The organism is Stenotrophomonas sp. STEN240 (assembly GCF_056756175.1).
In genome coordinates this window covers 34011-52069 of sequence record NZ_JBRRBO010000004.1, presented here as the reverse complement: position 1 = coordinate 52069, position 18059 = coordinate 34011, and the positions used below count along the sequence as shown (strand labels likewise).

Sequence of the window (18059 nt, the reverse complement as noted above, 5' to 3'; positions counted from 1 at the left end):
AGTAAAGCCAAAGCACCCCTCCCCAACCCTCCCCTGCGCGATGCGCAAGGGAGGGGGCAAAGCAACAGCCTTCATCTTCATTTTGTTCGCGTGCGGCCGCTAACGGATCAATCCCTCTGCATCCGGCTCATCGCCCTCACTCATCATGCAGCCAGTTGCCAGCTCCGATTCCAGCACCGCCGTGACCGCCGAACAGGACCTGTCCGGCACCAGCCTGCCCACGGTGGACGAACTGCTGGACGAAAGCGCGGCGCCGGACGACCCCGCGCCGCCGCCGCGCTACCGGCTGCCGCAGGCCGCGGTACCGCCGAACATCATGTTGCAGTCGGCAGTGACACGGCTGGTCGAGCAGAAGGAACAGATCGACCAGCTGGCGCGCAACGGCCTGCTCGCTGGTCTGCTGCCGCCGGAATGGAGTGCATCGCCCGGCAACGAGCTGCGCGCCTTCGTCGCCAGCGTGGTGCCGTTCGCCTCCGACAGCGTGCGCGGCGAAACCGTTGCCGCGCGGGTGCCATTGAAGTTCCTGCTCGGGCATTCGCAGCGCTGGGGCAAGGCCGACGTGGCCGAGCCCAATTCCTTGTCGGCTTTTCTGGCCAGCGATGAGCGCGCCAACGGCGGTGCCAGCGATCACGCCGAGGTCATGCTGCTGTCGCCGCTGGGCCTGGGCTGGGCGCAGAGTGGGCGCAGCCGGGTCGGCTTCCTGCGCACGATGGGGGTGGAATCGATGGCCGCGCGGGTCACCGCCTTGCCGTATCCGGCGCCGGAGCAGCTGGCGTTGTACCAGGTCAATCATGATGGCCTGACCCAGTTCTGGTGCGTTATGGACAAGCGGCGGCTGCGCGCGCTGCCGGTGCCCGCCTTGTCGCTGCCGCTGTTGACCGCTTATGGCGTTGCCGCGCCGCAGGCATGGCCTTCGAATTGGCCCGATCCAACCGAAGTTGGCGCGGCCTTGGCCTTGGCGCGGATGGGCAAGGCGGCTGCCGAGGTTGACCTGGTCAAGCTTGTGGACAAAATCGGACGTGACCAGGCCAACGACGCCTGGACCGGCGCCAGCCTGATGCAGCTGCACACCTGGGTGCCGCGCTGGCGGTTCTTCCTGGCCTCGTTCATCGGCCTGCCGGCCGGCCTGTTGCTGCTTGCAGCATTGGCCTTGCCCGGCCGCGTGGAAGCGGCGGCGGTGGCTGCGGCATTGGGTTTTGCAGGTGGTGCGATCGCGGCCCTTGCCGCGCCGTGGATCTATGCGCGGCGCAAGCACCTGAGTTGATCGTCGGTGACGATCAACCCTCGTTCATGCGCTGCAGACCGGCATCGGCCAGGCGCGTGATCAGGCGTTCGAGTACCTGTTCCTCTTCCTCGGTGAGCGCTGACATCAGCCGCCGTTCCATCTCGATCACCATCGGCGCGATGGTCTCGTAGACCTCGAAGCCTGCCGCAGAAAGCGCCAGCACCGAGCGGCGACGGTCATCGCCATGGGTCTCGCGTTTGATGAAGCCACGCTCCAGCAGGCGCGCCACCGCGCGGCTGACCGCCACCTTGTCCATCGCCGTGCGCTCGGACACTTCGCTGGCCGAGGAGCCCGGATACAGCGCCAGGATGGTGATGACCCGCCATTCGGGGATAGCCAGGCCATAGCGCTCGCCGTACAGCCGGGCGATGTTGCCGCTGACCCGGTTGGACAGCACGCTGATGCGGTAAGGCAGGAACTGCTCAAGATCCAGCAACACGTGCGAGGCGCGGATGCTGGTGGACTTGCTGTAATCGGAAGAGCTCATGCTGCAGTGCACCTTGATGGTGGTTTCATGTGAAACTATAACCTTCGGTCCAGACCCGCTTTTTTGCGGCGGATCTTCCTGTTTTCATCGCCGGCACCCCGGCGACCGCCATGCTTCCGGAGGCCACCATGAACACCCCTACCGCATCCAACGCGCCCAACCTGGGCATGCAGGTCACCACCTTTGAAAACCCGATGGGCATCGATGGTTTTGAGTTCGTCGAGTTCGCCGCACCGGCTGGACAGGCTGCCCAGCTGCACGCCTACTTCAAGAACATGGGGTTCACGGCCGTACTCCGCCACCGGCAGCGTGCTATTACCGTCTACCGTCAAGGCGGCGTCAACTTTCTTGTGAACGAGGAGCCCAACTCGTTCGCCGCCGACTTCGCCACCAAGCACGGCCCGAGCGCCTGTGGCTTCGCCATCCGCTTCCAGAAGCCGGCCGCCGAGGTGCTTTCGCTGGCCCTGAGCAACGGTGCCGAGGAAGTGGACCTGCTGGCTGAAACCCGCGCGGTGCCGGCCCCGGTGATCAAGGGCATTGGCGACTGCATGCTGTACCTGGTGGACCGTTACGGCCAGGCCGGCAGCATCTACGACGCCGACTACGTGGCCATTGAAGGCGCCGAGCAGAACCCGGTCGGCTTCGGCCTGACCTTCATCGACCACCTGACCCACAATCTGTACCTGGGCAACATGCAGCAGTGGTCGGATTACTACGAGCGCCTGTTCAACTTCCGCGAGATCCGCTATTTCGACATCAAGGGCACCAAGACCGGCCTGGTGTCCAAGGCGATGACGGCACCGGACGGCGTCGTGCGCATCCCGCTCAACGAGTCCTCCGACCCGAAGAGCCAGATCAATGAATACCTGGACGCCTACAAGGGCGAGGGCATCCAGCACATCGCCTGCTTCACCGACAACATCTACGACACGGTTGAAGCGATGCGTGCGCAGGGCATTGATTTCCTGGATACGCCGGACACCTACTTCGACGTGGTCGACCTGCGCATTCCGGACAACGGCGAAGACGTGGAACGTCTGCGCAGGAACAAGATCCTGATCGACGCCGACCCGGAAACCAAGCAGCGCAAGCTGCTGCAGATCTTCACCAAGAACTGCATCGGCCCAATCTTCTTCGAGATCATCCAGCGCAAGGGCAATGAAGGGTTTGGCGAAGGCAACTTCCAGGCCCTGTTCGAGAGCATCGAGCGCGACCAGATGGACCGTGGCGTGCTGTAAGGCGCAACGCGCTATAGGACATAGCCCCTCTCCCGTCGGGAGAGGGGTTGGGGTGAGGGCGAAGCTGCTAAAGATCATGAAAGGCGCAAGGAGGCCGTTTCATGAGCTACAGCAGCAAGCCACCACTACCGACGGTCACCCTTGGTCGTGCCCGCAGGCTTCGCCGTAACCTGACCGACGCCGAGCGCAAGCTCTGGAACAGATTGAGGAATGGCCAGCTGTGTGGGCTGAAGTTTCGCAGACAGCATCCGGTTCCGCCGTATATCGTTGATTTTTACTGTGAGGCCAAACGGTTGGTGGTGGAGCTTGATGGCTCACAGCACAATGAAGACGTCGATCGCGTACGCACTCGCTTTCTCGAGCAGCAAGGTTTGACCGTATTGCGCTTCTGGGACAACGATGTGCTGCTGCAGGTGGATGCGGTGCTGGAAGCCATTTTTATGATGGCTGAAAGCCTTACCCTCACCCCAACCCCTCTCCCGGAGGGAGAGGGGCTTTAAGTGCCCTAATACAGGCAGGTTCGCGATGGTCAGCAACGCTTATCAATCCGGCTTCGGCAATGAGTTCGCCACCGAGGCTGTGCCCGGCACCTTGCCGGTTGGACGCAATTCGCCGCAGCAGGTGGCGCACGGGCTGTGTGCCGAGCAGTTGACCGGCACAGCGTTCACCGCGCCGCGTGGCAGCAACCGCCGCAGCTGGCTGTACCGCATCCGCCCGGCGGCGATGCACGGTGAATTCACTCCGTTCGAGCAGCCACACCTGCACAGCGATTTCAGCCACGCCGCGGCCTCGCCCAACCAGCTGCGCTGGGACCCGCTGCCGCTGCCGGCCACGCCCACCGATTTCATCGATGGCCTGTACACGATGGGTGGCAACGGTTCGGCCGAAGCCCATGCCGGTGCCGGCATCCACCTGTACGCCGCCAACGCCGACATGCGCGGGCGCTATTTCTACAACGCCGATGGCGAGCTGCTGATCGTGCCGCAGCTGGGCCGGCTGCGCCTGCGCACCGAGATGGGCGTGATCGATATCGAGCCACAGCAGATCGCGGTGATCCCGCGCGGTGTGCGCTTCGCGGTCGAGCTGCCGGACGGCCAGGCGCGTGGCTATGTATGCGAGAACTTCGGCGCGCTGTTGAAGCTGCCCGACCTCGGCCCGATCGGCAGCAACGGCCTGGCCAATCCGCGCGACTTCGAAACCCCGGTCGCCGCCTATGAAGATCTGGACGGCAAGTTCGAGCTGGTCGCCAAGTTCCAGGGCCGGCTGTGGCGTGCGGACATCGGCCATTCGCCGCTGGACGTGGTTGGCTGGCACGGCAACTACGCGCCGTACCGCTACGACCTGCGCCATTTCAATACCATTGGCTCGATCAGCTACGACCATCCGGATCCCTCGATCTTCCTGGTGCTGCATTCGGCCAGCGATACGCCGGGCACCAGCAACCTGGATTTCGTGATCTTCCCGCCGCGTTGGCTGGTGGCGCAGAACACCTTCCGTCCGCCGTGGTTCCACCGCAACATCGCCAGCGAGTTCATGGGCCTGATCCACGGCGCCTACGACGCCAAGGCCGAGGGCTTCGTGCCGGGCGGCGCGTCCATGCACAACTGCATGACCGGCCACGGCCCGGATGCGGCGACCTTCGACAAGGCCTCGCAGGCCGACCTGTCCAAGCCCGATGTGATCAAGGACACCATGGCCTTCATGTTCGAAACCCGTGGCGTGATCCGCCCGACCGAGCAGGCGATGGACGCCGCGCACCGCCAGCGTGGCTACCAGGCCTGCTGGAGCGGGCTGCGCAACAACTTCAGCCCGCCCAAGGGCTGAGTCAGGCCGGCAGCGGTGCTGCTTCCAGCACCGCTGTCAGATGCGCCTCGGGCAGCACTTCCTGCAGGCGTCCACGCACACGCTGGGTGTAGCCAGCCGACGTCATCGCCGGCAGGTGGCTGAGCGCCAGCTTCAGTGCATTCACCGTATCGCCTTCCTCGCGCGCTGCCTGCAACAGCTTGTGCAGCTGGGCGGCGGTGGGATTGCGCTGCAGTGCCAGGATATCCAGCACATAGATGCGTGCGGCGACCATCGAACGCCGCCGTTCCGCGCTGGCCTGTGCCGGGGCGGAAGCGAGGGCAGCGGCCACGGTCGCCGTTGCGGGCGCTGCAGCGGGCGGGGCAGGGGCGGCATCGGCCTGTAGATAGCCCTCGCGTCGCAGCTGCGCGATGAGCTCGGGGACATCATTGCCAAGCATGCCGCTCAGTTCGGCCAGGCTGCGCTTGCCATCGCACAGGATCAGCGCTCGCCGTTGGCGCAGGTCCAGCGCGGCACGGTGCGTCTGCAGCACGGTGTGGCCAAGTTCGGTCTTGTGCGGGTGCATGGGCGGTGGCATGGGCGACGTAGGCGCCCAGCCTGTCGCCGTCAGGTGAAACCGCGATGACAACGGTCTTCGCGCGCGGCGGCCATGCTTGCCGCTAGACTCGGCCCCGGACCTGCCTGGAGCCACCGCATGAATCGCACAAGCCTGCCGATGTCATTGTTCGCCGCCGTGTTGCTTGTGGCCTGCCAGCGCACGCCGCCCGCCGAGCCGCTGGCCGTCGAACCCGCGGCCACGCCGGCGCCCGCGCCAGCGCCGGCAAGCACCGCGCCGGTGGCAAGCAGCGATGCCGATTGGCAAGGCTATGGCGCCGCCCAGCTGGGTATCGACGTCGACCAGCTGCGTGCGGTGTGGGGCAGCGAACTGCAGGGCGACGCGGCGGCCGACGGCGGTTGTTATTACCTCTCGCCGGCCGCGCACACCGAGGGCGGGCCGTTCTTCATGCTCGAAGAGGGCAAGTTCGTGCGCTATGACGTACGCGGTGGCGATACCGCCGCGCCGGGCGGCGGCAAGATCGGCATGGATCTGAGCCAGTTGCAGTCCTTGTATCCGCAGGCCGAACCGGTGCAGCCGCACAAGTACGTTGCCGACGGCAAGGTCCTGCGGGTGCCGGCAACCGACGGCAGCCAGGGGGCGCTGGTGTTCGAGCTGGGCGCCGACGGCAAGGCCACGGTGTGGCGGGTAGGCCTGCCGCCGCAGGTGGATTACGTGGAAGGCTGCGGCTGATACCCTGCTGCGGCAACGGGCGGTAGCGCGGGCATTGCCCCGCCACTGCCGTCATCAACGCCGGGAGTCAGCTGCAATGTTCGAAGCTTTCATATGGTTTGTACTGGGGCTGGTGCTGCTGGCCCTGGGCGGCGACTCCATCGTCAAGGCCGCCTCCGGTCTGGCCCAGCGCTTCGGTGCCTCGCCGTTCGTCGCCGGTTTGTTGCTGGTGGCCTTCGGCACCTCGCTGCCGGAGCTGGTGGTCAATGTCCGCGCCTTCGCGGTGGGCGCGCAGGAACTGGCACTGGGCAATGCGGTTGGTAGCAACATCGTCAATGTCGGGCTGACCCTGGGCCTGGCTGCGCTGGCCTTCCCGCTGATGGTGCGCACGCGCCTGCTCTCGCCCTTGCTGGTGCTGCTGGCGGTGGCCACGCTGGCCTTGATCGTGTTTGGCCTGGACGGTGCCATCAACCGCATCGAAGGCAGCGTGCTGCTGCTGGGTTTTGTCGGCGTGCTGGCCTTCCTGCTCAAACGCGCACGGCATGAGCCGGTGGCGTTGCAGGAAAGCATCATCAACTACGCCACCACCCGTACCGGCCTGGGCTTGAACCTGATCCGCCTGGCCATCGCCGCGGTGGTGTTGTATTACGGCGCCCGCTTCGTGGTGCAGTCCGCACCGGTGATCGGCGCCGGCTGGGGCATGTCGCCGCTGCTGGCCGGCCTGCTGCCGGTGGCCATCGGCACCGCCCTGCCGGAAGTTGCCGCAGCCATCGCCGCCGCTCGCCGCGGGCAGGGTGACATGGTTGTCGGCCACGTGATCGGCTCCAGCCTGTTCAACGTGCTGGTGGTGATTGGTGGCATGGCGGCACTGCGGCCAATGCCGCTGCCGGCCTCGTTCGTGCGGCTGGAACTGCCGGCGGCGATCGTGTTCGTGCTGATGCTGTACCCGATGCTGCGCGGCGACCTGAAGGTCAGCCGTGGCGAAGGCGCGGTGTTGTTTGTCGCGTTTCTGGCGTGGGTCGGCCTAGAGCTGGCGTTGTTCGCCGTGTAGGAGCGGCGTAAGCCGCGAAGCCACTGCAACTGCGGCGGCAACGGGGCTTGTAAGTGCATTTATTCCGGCGCTTTGAACGCTGTTGGCTTCGCGGCTGACGCCGCTCCTACAACCGCTCTTACCGCGAGGTGTCGTCTTTAGGCGGCTCGGGCCGGCTTTCCATCATCAGCGACAGCGCCGCCTTGGCCATCAGGTGGGCGCTGATCGGGGCGGTGATGAACAGGAATACGGTGATCAGCAGCTCGCGCGGCTGCGGGTCCTGGCCGAGGAAGATGTGGTACGCCACCGAGCACACCAGCACGCAGCCCACGCCCAGCGTGCTGGCCTTGGTGGGGGCGTGCAGGCGCTTGAAGAAATCGGAGAAGCGCACCAGGCCCAGCGCGCCGACCAGGATGAAGAAGCAGCCAAAGGCCAGCAGCGCCGACAATGCGATCTGCAGAAACGTGATCATTCGACGATATCCCTGCGCAGCACGAATTTGCTCAGCACCACCGTGCTGCAGAAACCCAGCATGGCGATGATCAAGGCGGCCTCGAAGTAGATGGCCGAGTCCAGATACATGCCGAACAACATCAGTTCGGCGATGGCGGTGACCGACAAGGTGTCCAGCGCCAGGATGCGGTCCGGCACGGTGGGGCCGCGCAGCAGCCGCCACAGCGCCAGCAGCATGGCGATGCCGACCACGTGCATGCATACCACCAGCGTGGTTTCGAATATCTGGTAACCGTTCACGGGAAGATCTCCATCAGCGGCGCTTCGTAGCGGCTCTTGATCTCGTTGATCAGGGCATTGGCATCTTCAAGGTGCAGTACGTGCACCAGCAGATGGCGCCGGTCCTCGGACAGCGCCGCCGACACCGTGCCCGGGGTCAGGGTGATGAAACTGGTCAGCGCGGCGATACCGTGGATGTTGGCGATATCCAGCGGCACCCAGATGAAGCCGGGCTTGAGCTTGTCTTCGCGGCCCAGCACCTGGGCGGCCACGCGCAGGTTGCACACCAGGATGTCCCACAGCACCACCGCGATCAGCTTGGGTACCGGCCGCAGCGTGCCGAGGCGGGCGAACTCGCGGTCCAGGCGCGCGGCGAACAACGGGATCACGATACCCAGCAACAGGCCCAGCACCAGCTGGCCGAGGTCGAAGCTGGAGGACATCACCATCCAGAACGCGACCACGGTGATCGACAGGGCTGGCGAGGGGAACACCCGGCGCAGCAAGGGGCGACGTTCGCTCATGGCTGCCTCACCTGCGGCGCAGTGCCGCGTACATCGTGCAGGTATTGATCCGGTGCCAGCAGCTGCGCGGCGATGGCATCGGTCTGCCGCATCAGCGGCGCGGCGAACACGCTCATCAGCACCACATAGCCCAGCAGCAGGCAGGTGGCGGTGGTTTCAAAGGGGCGCGCTGGTGCATCCACGGGTTCGGGGTCCGGGATGGCGGCGTCATCATCGCCGGGCACGCGCCAGAACAGGCGGATGCCGGTACGGGCCAGGCCCATGATCACCAGCAGGCTGCTGCCCAGCACCACCGTCCAGACCACGCCGGTATGCGCATCGGGTACCGCTGACAGCAATGCTACCTTGGCCAGGAAACCGGCCAGTGGCGGCAGCCCGGCCACCGCCACCGCGCTGACCAGGAACAGCAGGCCCGGCACGGTTCTGCTCGGCAGTACGGCGGCGAGCTCATGCTCGCGGCGGCGGTCAGCCTGCACGCGCCGGCGGCGCATCAGGTCGGCGATCAGGAACAGCGCCGCGGCGGCAAAGGTGCTGTGCGGCAGGTAATACAGGCCGGCGGAGATGGTGCCGGCATTGCCCAGGGCAAAGGCGATGAACAGCGTCGCCGCCGATACCACCACCAGGTAGGCCACCAGCACGCTCATGCGGGTGGCTGCCAGCGCACCCAGTGCGCCAACCACCAGGGTGGCGATGCCGGCCCACAACAGCCAGTCGCTGCCATAGCCGCTCATCGCGCCGGCGTCGGCGTCGAACCACAGCGAGGTCACCCGCAGCACCGAATACAGGCCTACCTTGGTCATGATCACGAACAGCGCTGCCACTGCGGCCGGCGCGCGTGCATAGGACTCGGGCAGCCACAGGTACATCGGCAGCAGCGCCGCCTTGGAGCAGAACACCAGCAGCAGCAAGCCCAAGGCGGCCTTGGCCAGCTTCAGGTGCGAGGGCGGCAGCTCGGCCACACGCTGGCCGATCTCGGCCATGTTCAAGGAGCCCAGGGTGGCGTAGAGCATGCCCAGCGCGATCAGGAACAGGGTCGAGGCGGTGACGTTGAACACCACGTAATGCAGGCCGATGCGCATGCGCAGGCCGCGCCCACCGGACAGCAGCAGGCCGTAGGAGGCGATCAGCATCACCTCGAAGAACACAAACAGATTGAAGATGTCGCCGGTCAGAAAGGCGCCGTTGAGGCCGACCAGCTGGAACTGGAACAGCGCATGGAAGTGCGGTGCGCGCCGGTCCCAACCGGTACAGGCATACAGCAGGCAGGGGATGGCCAGCAGCAGCGTGGTGGCCAGCATCCAGCCGGCCAGGCCGTCGGCCACCAGGGCGATGCCCAGCCGCGCCGGCCAGTCACCCAGCAGGTAGGCCGAGATCTGGCCCTGGCTGGTCTGCGCGACCAGCAATGCCACCGCCACCGCCAGCGCCGCCATGCTGGCCCAGGCCACGCTGCGCTGCACTTTGGGGCCGTAGCGGCGGTGTTCGATGAACAACGACAGTGCAGCGCCAAGCAGCGGGATCAGGATCGGCAGGATCACCAGGTGGTTCATGCGCCGGCTCCCGGCTTGGTCGCATCGTCAGCCGGCAACTCGGGCTCGTGCGCGTCCACGTGATCGCTGTTGTTGTCGCTGCGGCTGCGCATGGCCAGCACGATGCTCACCGCGGTCATCGCAAAGGCGATCACGATGGCGGTCAGCACCAGCGCCTGCGGCAGGGGATCGGTGTAATGGGCCAGGCTGGTGGCCACGCCATCCTTGAGCACCGGCGCCTTGCCGATCACCGGCCGGCCGGCGCTGAAGATCAGCAGGTTGGTGGCGTAGGACAGGAAGGTCATGCCCAGGATCACGTCGAAACTGCGCGCACGCAGCAGCAGGTAGATGCCGATGCCGGCCAGTACGCCGATGGCGCTTGCCAGTGCCAGTTCCATCAGTGCATCTCCCCGGTGCGTGCCGAACGGCGGTGGATATCGATTTCGCCATTGCGGGCATTGCGGGTGCGCGAGGGCTTGATGGTGCCCATCATCGACAGGATCAGCATCACTCCGCCGAACACCACCAGGTAGACGCCGGTATCAAAACCAATGGCGCTGGCCAGCGGCACGGTACCTATCAAGGGCAGCTCCAGGTCCAGGTGGCCGCTGGTCAGGAACGGCACGCCGAACAGCATCGAGGCCGCGCCACTGAGCAGGGCGATCAGCAGGCCCAGGCCGATGCAGCGGATGTAGTCGAAGCCGAAGCGCGACTCCACCGACACCGTGCCCTGGATCACGTACTGGATCAGCAGCGGCACCGCCAGCACCAGGCCGGCGATGAAGCCGCCACCCGGCGCGTTGTGGCCACGCAGGAACAGGAAGATCGACACCGTCAGGGTCAGCGGGAACATGATCTGGGCCAGATCGGCCGGTACCGGCAGCTTGATCGGCGGGCCGGGCATGATCTGTTCCGGCGCCATCCGCGTGCGCCGCAGCATGGCGTGCACCACCAGTGCGGCGATGCCGAACACGGTGATCTCGCCGAAGGTATCGAAGCCGCGGAAGTCGACCAGGATCACGTTGACCACGTTATGGCCGTAAGCCTCGGGCAGGGAGCGCAGCAGCATCTCACCGGACATGGTGTTGGGCGGCAGCGTCATCAGCGAATAGGCCAGCGCAGCGATGCCGGTGCCGGCAATGATCGCGAGCAGCGCATCGCGGCGCTTGCGCCAGCGTGAGTGTTCCGGCGGTGACTGCGTTGGCAGGTAGTTCATGCCCAGCAGCATCAGCGCCAGCGTCACCATCTCCACCATCAACTGGGTCAGGGCCAGATCCGGGGCCGACAGGAACACGAAGGTCAGCGCCACCATCAGCCCGGTGCCGCCCATCACGATCACCGCCAGCAGGCGCTGCTGGTACAGGAACAGCCCGGCAAATGCGCACGCCAGCATCACCAGCCACAGCGTCCAGCCCAGCAGCGGCAAGGATTGCGGCGCCGGCCACACCGGCATGGCCGGGTTGGCGATGTACGGCGCGGCGGCGACGATCACCGCAACCAGCACCAGGGCAAACAACATGCGCTGCAGGCTGCCATTGGCCAACGCAGTGGTGAGGCTGTGGGCGAAGCCGAACAGCAGATCGAGGGCGCGGTGGAACAGGTGCTTGCCGGTGGGGCGGTTGCGCGCGGCGTACAGATCGGTGAAACGACGCAGGCCGAAATACAACGCCACGCCGCCAACCACGCCCACCGCGCTCATCGCCAACGGCAGGTTGAAGCCATGCCATACCGACAGGCTGTACGCCGGCATCGAGGCACCCAGGATGGAAGCGGCCGCGGTCTGCAGAACCGGCGCAATGGTCAGCGCCGGCGCGATGCCCACCGCCAGGCAGATCACCACCAGCACTTCCACCGGCACCTTCATCCAGCGCGGCGGCTCATGCGGCACCACGTCGATGTCGACCGGGCCCTTGCCGAAGAAAGTGTCGTGGACGAAGCGCAGGCTGTAGGCCACGCCGAGCACGCCGGCCAGCAGGGCGGCGGCGCTGATTGCCGAGCGCATCCAGTCCGGGCCCTGCGTCGCCAACGCTTCGGCGAACAGCATTTCCTTGGACAGGAAACCGTTGAGCAGCGGGATGCCGGCCATGGCCAGCGAGGCGACGATGGCCAGCGCGCTGGTGATCGGCATCAGCTTGCGCAGGCCGCCGAGCTTGCGCATGTCGCGGGTGCCGGTTTCATGGTCGATGATGCCTGCGGCCATGAACAGCGAGGCCTTGAAGGTGGCGTGATTGAGGATGTGGAACACGCCCGCCACCACCGCCATCGGCGTGGACAGACCAAACAGCAGGGTGATCAGGCCCAGGTGCGAGATGGTCGAATAGGCCAGCAGGCCTTTGAGATCGTGCTGGAAGATCGCATTCCAGGCGCCGACCAGCAGGGTGATCGCGCCAATGCCGCTGACCACGTAGAAGAACAGCTCGGTGCCGGCCAGGGCCGGGTGCAGCCGCGCCAGCAGGAACACGCCGGCTTTCACCATGGTGGCCGAATGCAGATAGGCCGAGACCGGGGTGGGCGCGGCCATCGCCTGCGGCAGCCAGAAGTGGAACGGGAACTGCGCGCTCTTGGTGAAAATGCCGGCCAATACCAGCAGCAGTGCCCACGGGTACAAGGTGCTGGCGCGGATCAGGTCACCGGAGGCCAGCACCACGTCCAGATCGAAACTGCCGACGATGCGCCCGATCAGCAGCACGCCGGCCAGCAATGCCAGGCCGCCTGCGCCGGTGACGATCAAGGCCATGCGTGCGCCTTCGCGGGCGTCCTTGCGGTGCGACCAGAAGCCGATCAGCAGGAATGAACTGATGCTGGTCAATTCCCAGAACACCACCAGCAGCAACAGATTGCCAGCCAGCACCATGCCCAGCATCGCGCCCATGAACAGCAGCAGGTAGCTGTAGAAGCGGCGCGCGCTGTCCTTGGCCGACAGGTAGTAATGCGCGTACAGCACTACCAGCGCACCGATGCCCAGCACCAGGCCGGTGAACATCCATGCCAGCCCATCCAGGCGCAGGCTGAAGTCCAGCCCGATCTGCGGCAGCCATTGCCAGCTGTTGCGGATCACCTCGCCATCGATCACCGCCGGCGTCACGCTGCCGAGCAGGGCCAGGCCCAGCACCGGTGCGGCTGCGGCCATGCATGCGGCTGCTCCGCGGGACAGGCGGCCTATCAGGGCGATGGCCGCTGCCAACAGAAAGGGCAGCGCAAGCAGCAGCAACAGGACTGGCGTCATGTAGGGCGCGGTTCATAAAGGGGTTTTGCAGTCTAACAGGCGATTTTTTCGATCCGCGACTTTTTATGAATGATCCGTTCGGGTTAGATCGCCCAAGCCAGTACTGCCAGCGGCTGCGGCCGGGAAACGCAAAAGTGCCGCATTGTGGCGAACTGCCGAGGCTCACTCCGATCCGCCGGAGCGGGTTGACAGCTTGTAGGAGCGGCGTAAGCCGCGAAGCAGGCAATGCCGGAACCACCGAGGTAGAGCCGAGCCATGCTCGGCTGAAGCTTTACCGGTGACGCCCCTTGCCGAGCATGGCTCGGCACTACAGGGCCGCGCCCAGTAGAACGACATTCCTGTGCCAGGCCGCTCTGATTGTAGGAGCGGCGTGAGCCGCGAAGCACGCAATGCCGGAACCACCGAGGTAGCGCCGAGCCATGCTCGGCTGAAGCTTTACCAGTGACGCCTCTTGCCGAGCATGGCTCGGCACTACAGGGCCGCTCCCAGGAGAACGACATTCCTGTGCAAGGCCCGCCAGGAATATCTTCCCCGCTCAGTAGCGCCATCCAAACTGCCGGAACAGTTTGGCCAGCACCCAGATCGGGCCGATCAGCAGATAGGTCAGGTCGGTGAGGAAGCTGGGGCGGCGGCCTTCGATCTTGTGGCCGATGAACTGCGCTATCCATGCCACCACGAATACGCCGATGGCGATGTACAGCAGCATCTGGATGCCGAGCCGGTCTTCCAGCAGCCGGCAGGTGCAGCCGAATACGAAGAAGATGATCAGCATGCCGATGCCCAGCGGGCGCGACAGGCGGTTGTAATAGGCCCAGGTACCGAACATGGCGAATGCGGCCCAGATGCCATGCTGGAACCACGGCACCAATGGCGGGATGCACCACAGCAGGGCAATCACCGACCACAGGATCGCGGGCACCGCGAACACGTGGATGGCCTGGTTGGTGTGGTTGACGTGATCGCCGGAGTAGCTGGCGAAGTAACGATCCACCGGTCGCGCAATACTCATTCCACGTCCCTCCCGGGTTGAGCGGCAGAGCATAGCGCGGCTTCCCTACGGATGCGCACGGTGGCCGTGCGCATCCGTGATGGACAGCGCGATCAGTCGACGCTGATGCCTGCCAGCTTGTCCAGCGCCTCGGCGTACTTGGCGCGGGTACGCTCGATCACCTCGGCCGGCAGCGCCGGGCCCGGGGCGGTCTTGTCCCAGTCCAGGGTTTCCAGGTAGTCGCGCACGAACTGCTTGTCATAGCTGGGCGGGCTGATGCCCACCTGGTACTCGTCGGCCGGCCAGTAACGCGAGGAATCCGGGGTCAGCATCTCGTCCATGATGTACAGACGGCCGTCGGCGTCGGTACCGAACTCGAACTTGGTGTCGGCCAGCAGGATGCCGCGCTCGGCCGCGTATTCGGCGGCGAACTTGTAGATGCGCAGCGTTGCATCGCGCACCTTTTCGGCCATGTCCGCGCCCACCGCCTTGACCATCGCATCGAAATCGATGTTCTCGTCGTGGTCGCCTACCGCCGCCTTGGTGGACGGGGTGAAGATGGCTTCGGGCAGCTTTTCAGCCTGCTGCAGGCCGTCGGGCAGGGCGATGCCGCTGATCTTGCCGGTACGCTGGTAGTCCTTCCAGCCGCTGCCGATCACATAGCCGCGGGCAATGGCTTCCACCGGTACCGGCTTGAGCTTCTTGGTCACCACCGCACGCTTGGCATACAGCGCCGGGTCCACGCCTTCGGGCAGCACGCTGGCCACGTCGATGCCGGTCAGGTGGTTGGGCATCAGGTGCGCGGTCTTGGCGAACCAGAAGTTGGACACCTGGCACAGCATTTCGCCCTTGCCCGGGATCGGGTCGGGCAGCACCACGTCGAACGCCGACAGGCGATCGGTGGCAACCATCAACAGGTATTCGCCCGGGGGAGTACCGGCTGGCAGACGTTCGCGCGGGATATCAAACACATCACGCACCTTGCCGCGATGGCGCAAGGGCAGGCCGGGAAGATCGGATTGCAACAGCGTGGTCGGCACGGGCACTCCTGGGACTTGGCAATGAATGCCGCCGGCTTGGAGGACCCGAGTCTGGAGGACCCGCAGGGCCCGCGGCTGGTCGGCGGGCGGCCTAGTGTACGGCCGGATCGGGCCGCTGTGGCATAAAATGCACGTCTTGATTGTCCTCAGGCCATTCACTCACTCATGCGCTGGTACGGAAAACTGTTCGGCTTCATCGCCGGGGCCCTGCTTTTCAGGCCCAACCCCTTGTTTGGCGGGATTATTGGTCTGCTGCTCGGGCACGCCTTCGACAGCGACTGGTTCAAGCTGGGCAAGGACCTGCCCTACCGTGAACTGGGGGTCACCCGTGAGGCCACCGATGCGGAAATCGACCTGGCGTACCGCCGCCTGATGTCCCAGTACCACCCCGACAAAGTGGCCGGCGCCGCGCCTGAACTGCGCGCCCAGGCCGAGAAGAAGGCCCGGCAGATCAACGCCGCCTACGACCGCATCAAATCCCTGCGCAAGCGCTGAAAGGCTCCGTCATGTCCAACTGCATCATTGCCCCGTCCATTCTTTCGGCCAATTTCGCCAAGCTTGGCGAAGAGGTCGACAACGTCCTGGCGGCCGGTGCCGACTGGGTCCATTTCGACGTGATGGACAACCATTACGTGCCCAACCTGACCATCGGCCCGATGGTCTGCCAGGCGCTGCGCAAGCACGGCGTGACTGCGCCGATCGACGTGCACCTGATGGTAGAGCCGGTGGACCGCATCGTGCCGGACTTCGCCGAGGCCGGTGCCAGCATCATCAGCTTCCACCCGGAAGCCAGCCGCCACGTCCACCGCACCATCCAGCTGATCAAGTCGCACGGCTGCAAGGCCGGCCTGGTGCTGAACCCGGCCACCCCGGTCGAGGTGCTGGACTGGGTGCTGGAAGACCTGGACCTGGTGCTGCTGATGTCGGTCAACCCGGGCTTCGGCGGCCAGGCATTCATCCCGTCCACGCTGGACAAGCTGCGTGCAGTGCGGGCGATGATCGACAAGCTCGGCAAGCCGGTGATGCTGGAAGTGGACGGCGGTGTAAAGGCCGACAACATCGGTGAGATCGCTGCCGCAGGTGCGGATGCTTTCGTCGCCGGTTCGGCCATCTTCAACGCACCCGACTACGCCGCGATGATTGCCAGGATGCGCGGCAATGTCGCTGCGGCACGGGGCTGAGTAATGCGCGCGGCTGAAGTGCAGATTCGTCCGGCAGTTGCCGATGACGCAGGCCTGATCCTGCACTTCATCCGCGAACTGGCCATCTATGAGAAGGCTGAATCTTCCGTGCAGACCGATGAGGCCGGCATCCGTGCCAGCCTGTTCGGCGCCGATGCCAAGGCGCAGGCGCTGATCTGCGAACGCGATGGCCAGGCCATCGGTTATGCGGTGTTTTTCTACAATTATTCGACCTGGCTGGGCCGCAACGGCATCTACCTGGAAGATCTGTACGTCAGCCCCGAGGCGCGTGGCAGCGGTGCTGGCAAGGCCTTGCTGCAGCACATCGCCAAGCTGGCGGTGGAGCAGGGCTGTGGGCGGTTTGAGTGGTCGGTGTTGGATTGGAATACACCGGCCATTGATTTCTACAAAGCGGCCGGTGCAGTAGCGCAGGACGAATGGACGGTGTATCGCCTGCAAGGCGATGCATTGGAGAAATTCGCCAAAGGCGAATGAGGTAGTGCCGAGCCATGCTCGGCAGAGGCTCTGCCGGCAATGCTCCAGCCGAGCTTGGCTCGGCTCTACAGGTGAAGCAAAAAAAAGCCGCAACGTTACCGTTGCGGCCGGGGAATGCTGTGGGAGGCTGATCCTGCCTCCATCCGTCTTCCTTGCTATGGCCTTTCATTCTCCGGATGCCTCATGACAAGGGTGTGACATTCATCTGCCTGCAGTGAGCCGCTTGCTAGGCTGAGCGCCTTCAATGGAGAACCGCATGCAAGCAGCGCCTTGGTACCTGATCCTCAATGGTAAATCCGCCGGTGACGATGCCGTGCGTGAAGCGGTCGCGCAGCTGCGTGCACAAGGGCAGGGCTTGCAGGTGCGGGTGACCTGGGAAACGGGTGATGCCGAACGCTACGTGCGCGAAGCCATCGCCGCGCTTGCACCGGTGGTGATCGCCGGTGGCGGTGATGGCACCTTGAGCGAAGTGGCCGAGGCCCTCGCGCATACCGGCCAGGATGCAGCGCAGCTGCCGGCGCTGGCCTTGTTGCCGCTGGGCACCGCCAACGACTTCGCCACCGCAGCCGGTATTCCGATCGAGCCGCTGGCAGCCTTGCAACTGCCAAGCCAGGCGCCGGCGCGGCTGATCGATCTGCTGCGCGTTGACGGCGACGGCAAGGTGCACTGGTGCGCCAACCTGGCCAGCGGCGGTTTCGGTACCGAAGTCACCGTCGAAACCAACGATGGCTTGAAGAAAATGCTTGGCGGCCTGGCCTATGTCATCACCGGCGTGGCCAAGCTGGGCCGGATCGAGCCGATCCAGGCGCATATCCATGGCGAAGGCTTCGACTGGCAGGGCGATTTCATCGCGTTGGGTGTCGGCAATGGTCGGCAGGCCGGCGGCGGCCAGCAGCTGTGTCCGGACGCCCTGCTTGATGACGGCCTACTGGACCTCACCGTGGTGCCGGAACTGTCCGGTGAAGTCATGTCGACCCTGGGTACCTTGTTCAGCGAAGGCAAGCACGCCGCACTGGAGGAGGTGGCTGAACGCGCGCGGCTGCGCGAGGTATGGATCGAGGCGGAGCAGCCGCTGACGCTGAATCTGGACGGCGAGCCGCTGCAGGCACGGCGCTTCCACATACAGTGCGTGGTGGGCCGGGTGCGCCTGCATCTGCCGGCGCACACCCCCTTGCTGGGCGCTTGAATCGTTGCTGCTGCAAGCATCTGCCCATGTTGCAGATGCACACGGGCGCCT

The 18059-nt window shown here is 65.3% G+C and carries 20 protein-coding genes; 10 read left to right on the top strand and 10 right to left on the bottom strand.

Translation table 11 applies throughout. The features are described 5' to 3' along the window. Window positions 1-145 precede the first annotated feature (145 nt). Window positions 146-1264, top strand: coding sequence for a hypothetical protein (locus ACVOKO_RS02910; protein WP_346497103.1), 1119 nt, complete (start codon window positions 146-148; stop codon window positions 1262-1264). Between the two features lie 13 nt (window positions 1265-1277). Here ACVOKO_RS02910 and ACVOKO_RS02905 read toward each other — a convergent pair whose 3' ends face one another. Then, complete coding sequence (locus tag ACVOKO_RS02905; protein WP_057626456.1) at window positions 1278-1772, bottom strand: MarR family winged helix-turn-helix transcriptional regulator; 495 nt, start codon at window positions 1770-1772, stop codon at window positions 1278-1280. Between the two features lie 128 nt (window positions 1773-1900). Here ACVOKO_RS02905 and hppD point away from each other — a divergent pair, with 128 nt between their 5' ends. From hppD to hmgA, 3 genes are all read left to right on the top strand, one after another. Beyond that, a complete protein-coding gene (hppD, locus tag ACVOKO_RS02900) occupies window positions 1901-3010 on the top strand; it encodes a 4-hydroxyphenylpyruvate dioxygenase (RefSeq protein ID WP_346497100.1) in 1110 nt (369 codons plus the stop codon). A 101-nt stretch (window positions 3011-3111) separates the two neighbouring features. Next, a complete protein-coding gene (locus ACVOKO_RS02895; RefSeq protein ID WP_346497098.1) occupies window positions 3112-3510 on the top strand; it encodes an endonuclease domain-containing protein in 399 nt (132 codons plus the stop codon). A 25-nt stretch (window positions 3511-3535) separates the two neighbouring features. Then, window positions 3536-4834, top strand: coding sequence for a homogentisate 1,2-dioxygenase (hmgA, locus tag ACVOKO_RS02890; RefSeq protein ID WP_346497096.1), 1299 nt, complete (start codon window positions 3536-3538; stop codon window positions 4832-4834). 1 nt (window position 4835) lies between these two features. Here hmgA and ACVOKO_RS02885 read toward each other — a convergent pair whose 3' ends face one another. Continuing rightward, a complete protein-coding gene (locus ACVOKO_RS02885; RefSeq protein ID WP_346497094.1) occupies window positions 4836-5378 on the bottom strand; it encodes a hypothetical protein in 543 nt (180 codons plus the stop codon). A gap of 156 nt (window positions 5379-5534) precedes the next feature. On the opposite strand from ACVOKO_RS02885, the gene ACVOKO_RS02880 reads away from it, so the two are divergent. Continuing rightward, window positions 5535-6101 carry a lectin gene (locus ACVOKO_RS02880; RefSeq protein WP_430980704.1) on the top strand — a complete coding sequence of 189 codons (567 nt, stop codon included), beginning with the start codon at window positions 5535-5537 and terminating at the stop codon, window positions 6099-6101. Between the two features lie 76 nt (window positions 6102-6177). After that, on the top strand, window positions 6178-7131 hold the full coding sequence (locus ACVOKO_RS02875) for a calcium/sodium antiporter (RefSeq protein WP_346497090.1): 954 nt from the start codon (window positions 6178-6180) through the stop codon (window positions 7129-7131). 118 nt (window positions 7132-7249) lie between these two features. On the opposite strand, the gene ACVOKO_RS02870 is transcribed toward ACVOKO_RS02875, so the two are convergent. The 8 genes from ACVOKO_RS02870 to ACVOKO_RS02835 all read right to left on the bottom strand — a co-directional run bounded on the left by ACVOKO_RS02870 (window position 7250) and on the right by ACVOKO_RS02835 (window position 15146). Then, a complete protein-coding gene (locus tag ACVOKO_RS02870; protein ID WP_346497088.1) occupies window positions 7250-7582 on the bottom strand; it encodes a Na+/H+ antiporter subunit G in 333 nt (110 codons plus the stop codon). Then, entirely contained in the window at window positions 7579-7821 is a 243-nt protein-coding gene (locus tag ACVOKO_RS02865) for a K+/H+ antiporter subunit F (RefSeq protein WP_312371080.1), read from the bottom strand. Before ACVOKO_RS02865 ends, ACVOKO_RS02870 begins: the two co-directional genes overlap by 4 nt. Window positions 7822-7859: 38 nt before the next feature. After that, complete coding sequence (locus ACVOKO_RS02860; protein ID WP_346497086.1) at window positions 7860-8366, bottom strand: Na+/H+ antiporter subunit E; 507 nt, start codon at window positions 8364-8366, stop codon at window positions 7860-7862. After that, window positions 8363-9913, bottom strand: coding sequence for a monovalent cation/H+ antiporter subunit D (locus ACVOKO_RS02855; RefSeq protein WP_346497084.1), 1551 nt, complete (start codon window positions 9911-9913; stop codon window positions 8363-8365). The genes ACVOKO_RS02860 and ACVOKO_RS02855 overlap by 4 nt, the downstream gene beginning before the upstream one ends. Continuing rightward, window positions 9910-10290 (bottom strand): Na+/H+ antiporter subunit C, encoded by a 381-nt coding sequence (locus tag ACVOKO_RS02850; RefSeq protein ID WP_346497082.1) that lies wholly within the window; start codon window positions 10288-10290, stop codon window positions 9910-9912. The genes ACVOKO_RS02855 and ACVOKO_RS02850 overlap by 4 nt, the downstream gene beginning before the upstream one ends. Further along, the gene (locus ACVOKO_RS02845; RefSeq protein ID WP_346497080.1) at window positions 10290-13118 is read right to left on the bottom strand and encodes a monovalent cation/H+ antiporter subunit A; all 2829 of its coding nucleotides are present in this window, start codon (window positions 13116-13118) and stop codon (window positions 10290-10292) included. The genes ACVOKO_RS02850 and ACVOKO_RS02845 overlap by 1 nt, the downstream gene beginning before the upstream one ends. A 535-nt stretch (window positions 13119-13653) precedes the next feature. Beyond that, a complete protein-coding gene (locus tag ACVOKO_RS02840) occupies window positions 13654-14127 on the bottom strand; it encodes an Mpo1 family 2-hydroxy fatty acid dioxygenase (protein ID WP_346497078.1) in 474 nt (157 codons plus the stop codon). Window positions 14128-14219: 92 nt separating this feature from the next. Next, window positions 14220-15146 carry a phosphoribosylaminoimidazolesuccinocarboxamide synthase gene (locus ACVOKO_RS02835; RefSeq protein WP_057626444.1) on the bottom strand — a complete coding sequence of 309 codons (927 nt, stop codon included), beginning with the start codon at window positions 15144-15146 and terminating at the stop codon, window positions 14220-14222. 165 nt (window positions 15147-15311) lie between these two features. On the opposite strand from ACVOKO_RS02835, the gene ACVOKO_RS02830 reads away from it, so the two are divergent. From ACVOKO_RS02830 to yegS, 4 genes are all read left to right on the top strand, one after another. Next, window positions 15312-15641 (top strand): J domain-containing protein, encoded by a 330-nt coding sequence (locus ACVOKO_RS02830; protein WP_346497075.1) that lies wholly within the window; start codon window positions 15312-15314, stop codon window positions 15639-15641. 11 nt (window positions 15642-15652) lie between these two features. Next, window positions 15653-16327 carry a ribulose-phosphate 3-epimerase gene (gene rpe, locus ACVOKO_RS02825; protein ID WP_346497073.1) on the top strand — a complete coding sequence of 225 codons (675 nt, stop codon included), beginning with the start codon at window positions 15653-15655 and terminating at the stop codon, window positions 16325-16327. Window positions 16328-16330: 3 nt separating this feature from the next. Continuing rightward, complete coding sequence (locus tag ACVOKO_RS02820; protein WP_346497071.1) at window positions 16331-16822, top strand: GNAT family N-acetyltransferase; 492 nt, start codon at window positions 16331-16333, stop codon at window positions 16820-16822. 256 nt (window positions 16823-17078) lie between these two features. Further along, entirely contained in the window at window positions 17079-18008 is a 930-nt protein-coding gene (gene yegS / locus ACVOKO_RS02815; RefSeq protein WP_346497069.1) for a lipid kinase YegS, read from the top strand. Window positions 18009-18059 lie beyond the last annotated feature (51 nt).

What these genes read in the sequence shown, in the direction of transcription:
- ACVOKO_RS02910 (WP_346497103.1), top strand. Translation starts at nt 146, where the DNA reads ATGCAGCCAGTTGCCAGCTCCGATTCCAGCACCGCCGTGACCGCCGAA.
- ACVOKO_RS02905 (WP_057626456.1), bottom strand. Translation starts at nt 1,772, where the DNA reads ATGAGCTCTTCCGATTACAGCAAGTCCACCAGCATCCGCGCCTCGCAC.
- hppD (WP_346497100.1), top strand. Translation starts at nt 1,901, where the DNA reads ATGAACACCCCTACCGCATCCAACGCGCCCAACCTGGGCATGCAGGTC.
- ACVOKO_RS02895 (WP_346497098.1), top strand. Translation starts at nt 3,112, where the DNA reads ATGAGCTACAGCAGCAAGCCACCACTACCGACGGTCACCCTTGGTCGT.
- hmgA (WP_346497096.1), top strand. Translation starts at nt 3,536, where the DNA reads ATGGTCAGCAACGCTTATCAATCCGGCTTCGGCAATGAGTTCGCCACC.
- ACVOKO_RS02885 (WP_346497094.1), bottom strand. Translation starts at nt 5,378, where the DNA reads ATGCACCCGCACAAGACCGAACTTGGCCACACCGTGCTGCAGACGCAC.
- ACVOKO_RS02875 (WP_346497090.1), top strand. Translation starts at nt 6,178, where the DNA reads ATGTTCGAAGCTTTCATATGGTTTGTACTGGGGCTGGTGCTGCTGGCC.
- ACVOKO_RS02870 (WP_346497088.1), bottom strand. Translation starts at nt 7,582, where the DNA reads ATGATCACGTTTCTGCAGATCGCATTGTCGGCGCTGCTGGCCTTTGGC.
- ACVOKO_RS02865 (WP_312371080.1), bottom strand. Translation starts at nt 7,821, where the DNA reads ATGCACGTGGTCGGCATCGCCATGCTGCTGGCGCTGTGGCGGCTGCTG.
- ACVOKO_RS02860 (WP_346497086.1), bottom strand. Translation starts at nt 8,366, where the DNA reads ATGAGCGAACGTCGCCCCTTGCTGCGCCGGGTGTTCCCCTCGCCAGCC.
- ACVOKO_RS02855 (WP_346497084.1), bottom strand. Translation starts at nt 9,913, where the DNA reads ATGAACCACCTGGTGATCCTGCCGATCCTGATCCCGCTGCTTGGCGCT.
- ACVOKO_RS02850 (WP_346497082.1), bottom strand. Translation starts at nt 10,290, where the DNA reads ATGGAACTGGCACTGGCAAGCGCCATCGGCGTACTGGCCGGCATCGGC.
- ACVOKO_RS02845 (WP_346497080.1), bottom strand. Translation starts at nt 13,118, where the DNA reads ATGACGCCAGTCCTGTTGCTGCTGCTTGCGCTGCCCTTTCTGTTGGCA.
- ACVOKO_RS02840 (WP_346497078.1), bottom strand. Translation starts at nt 14,127, where the DNA reads ATGAGTATTGCGCGACCGGTGGATCGTTACTTCGCCAGCTACTCCGGC.
- ACVOKO_RS02830 (WP_346497075.1), top strand. Translation starts at nt 15,312, where the DNA reads ATGCGCTGGTACGGAAAACTGTTCGGCTTCATCGCCGGGGCCCTGCTT.
- rpe (WP_346497073.1), top strand. Translation starts at nt 15,653, where the DNA reads ATGTCCAACTGCATCATTGCCCCGTCCATTCTTTCGGCCAATTTCGCC.
- ACVOKO_RS02820 (WP_346497071.1), top strand. Translation starts at nt 16,331, where the DNA reads ATGCGCGCGGCTGAAGTGCAGATTCGTCCGGCAGTTGCCGATGACGCA.
- yegS (WP_346497069.1), top strand. Translation starts at nt 17,079, where the DNA reads ATGCAAGCAGCGCCTTGGTACCTGATCCTCAATGGTAAATCCGCCGGT.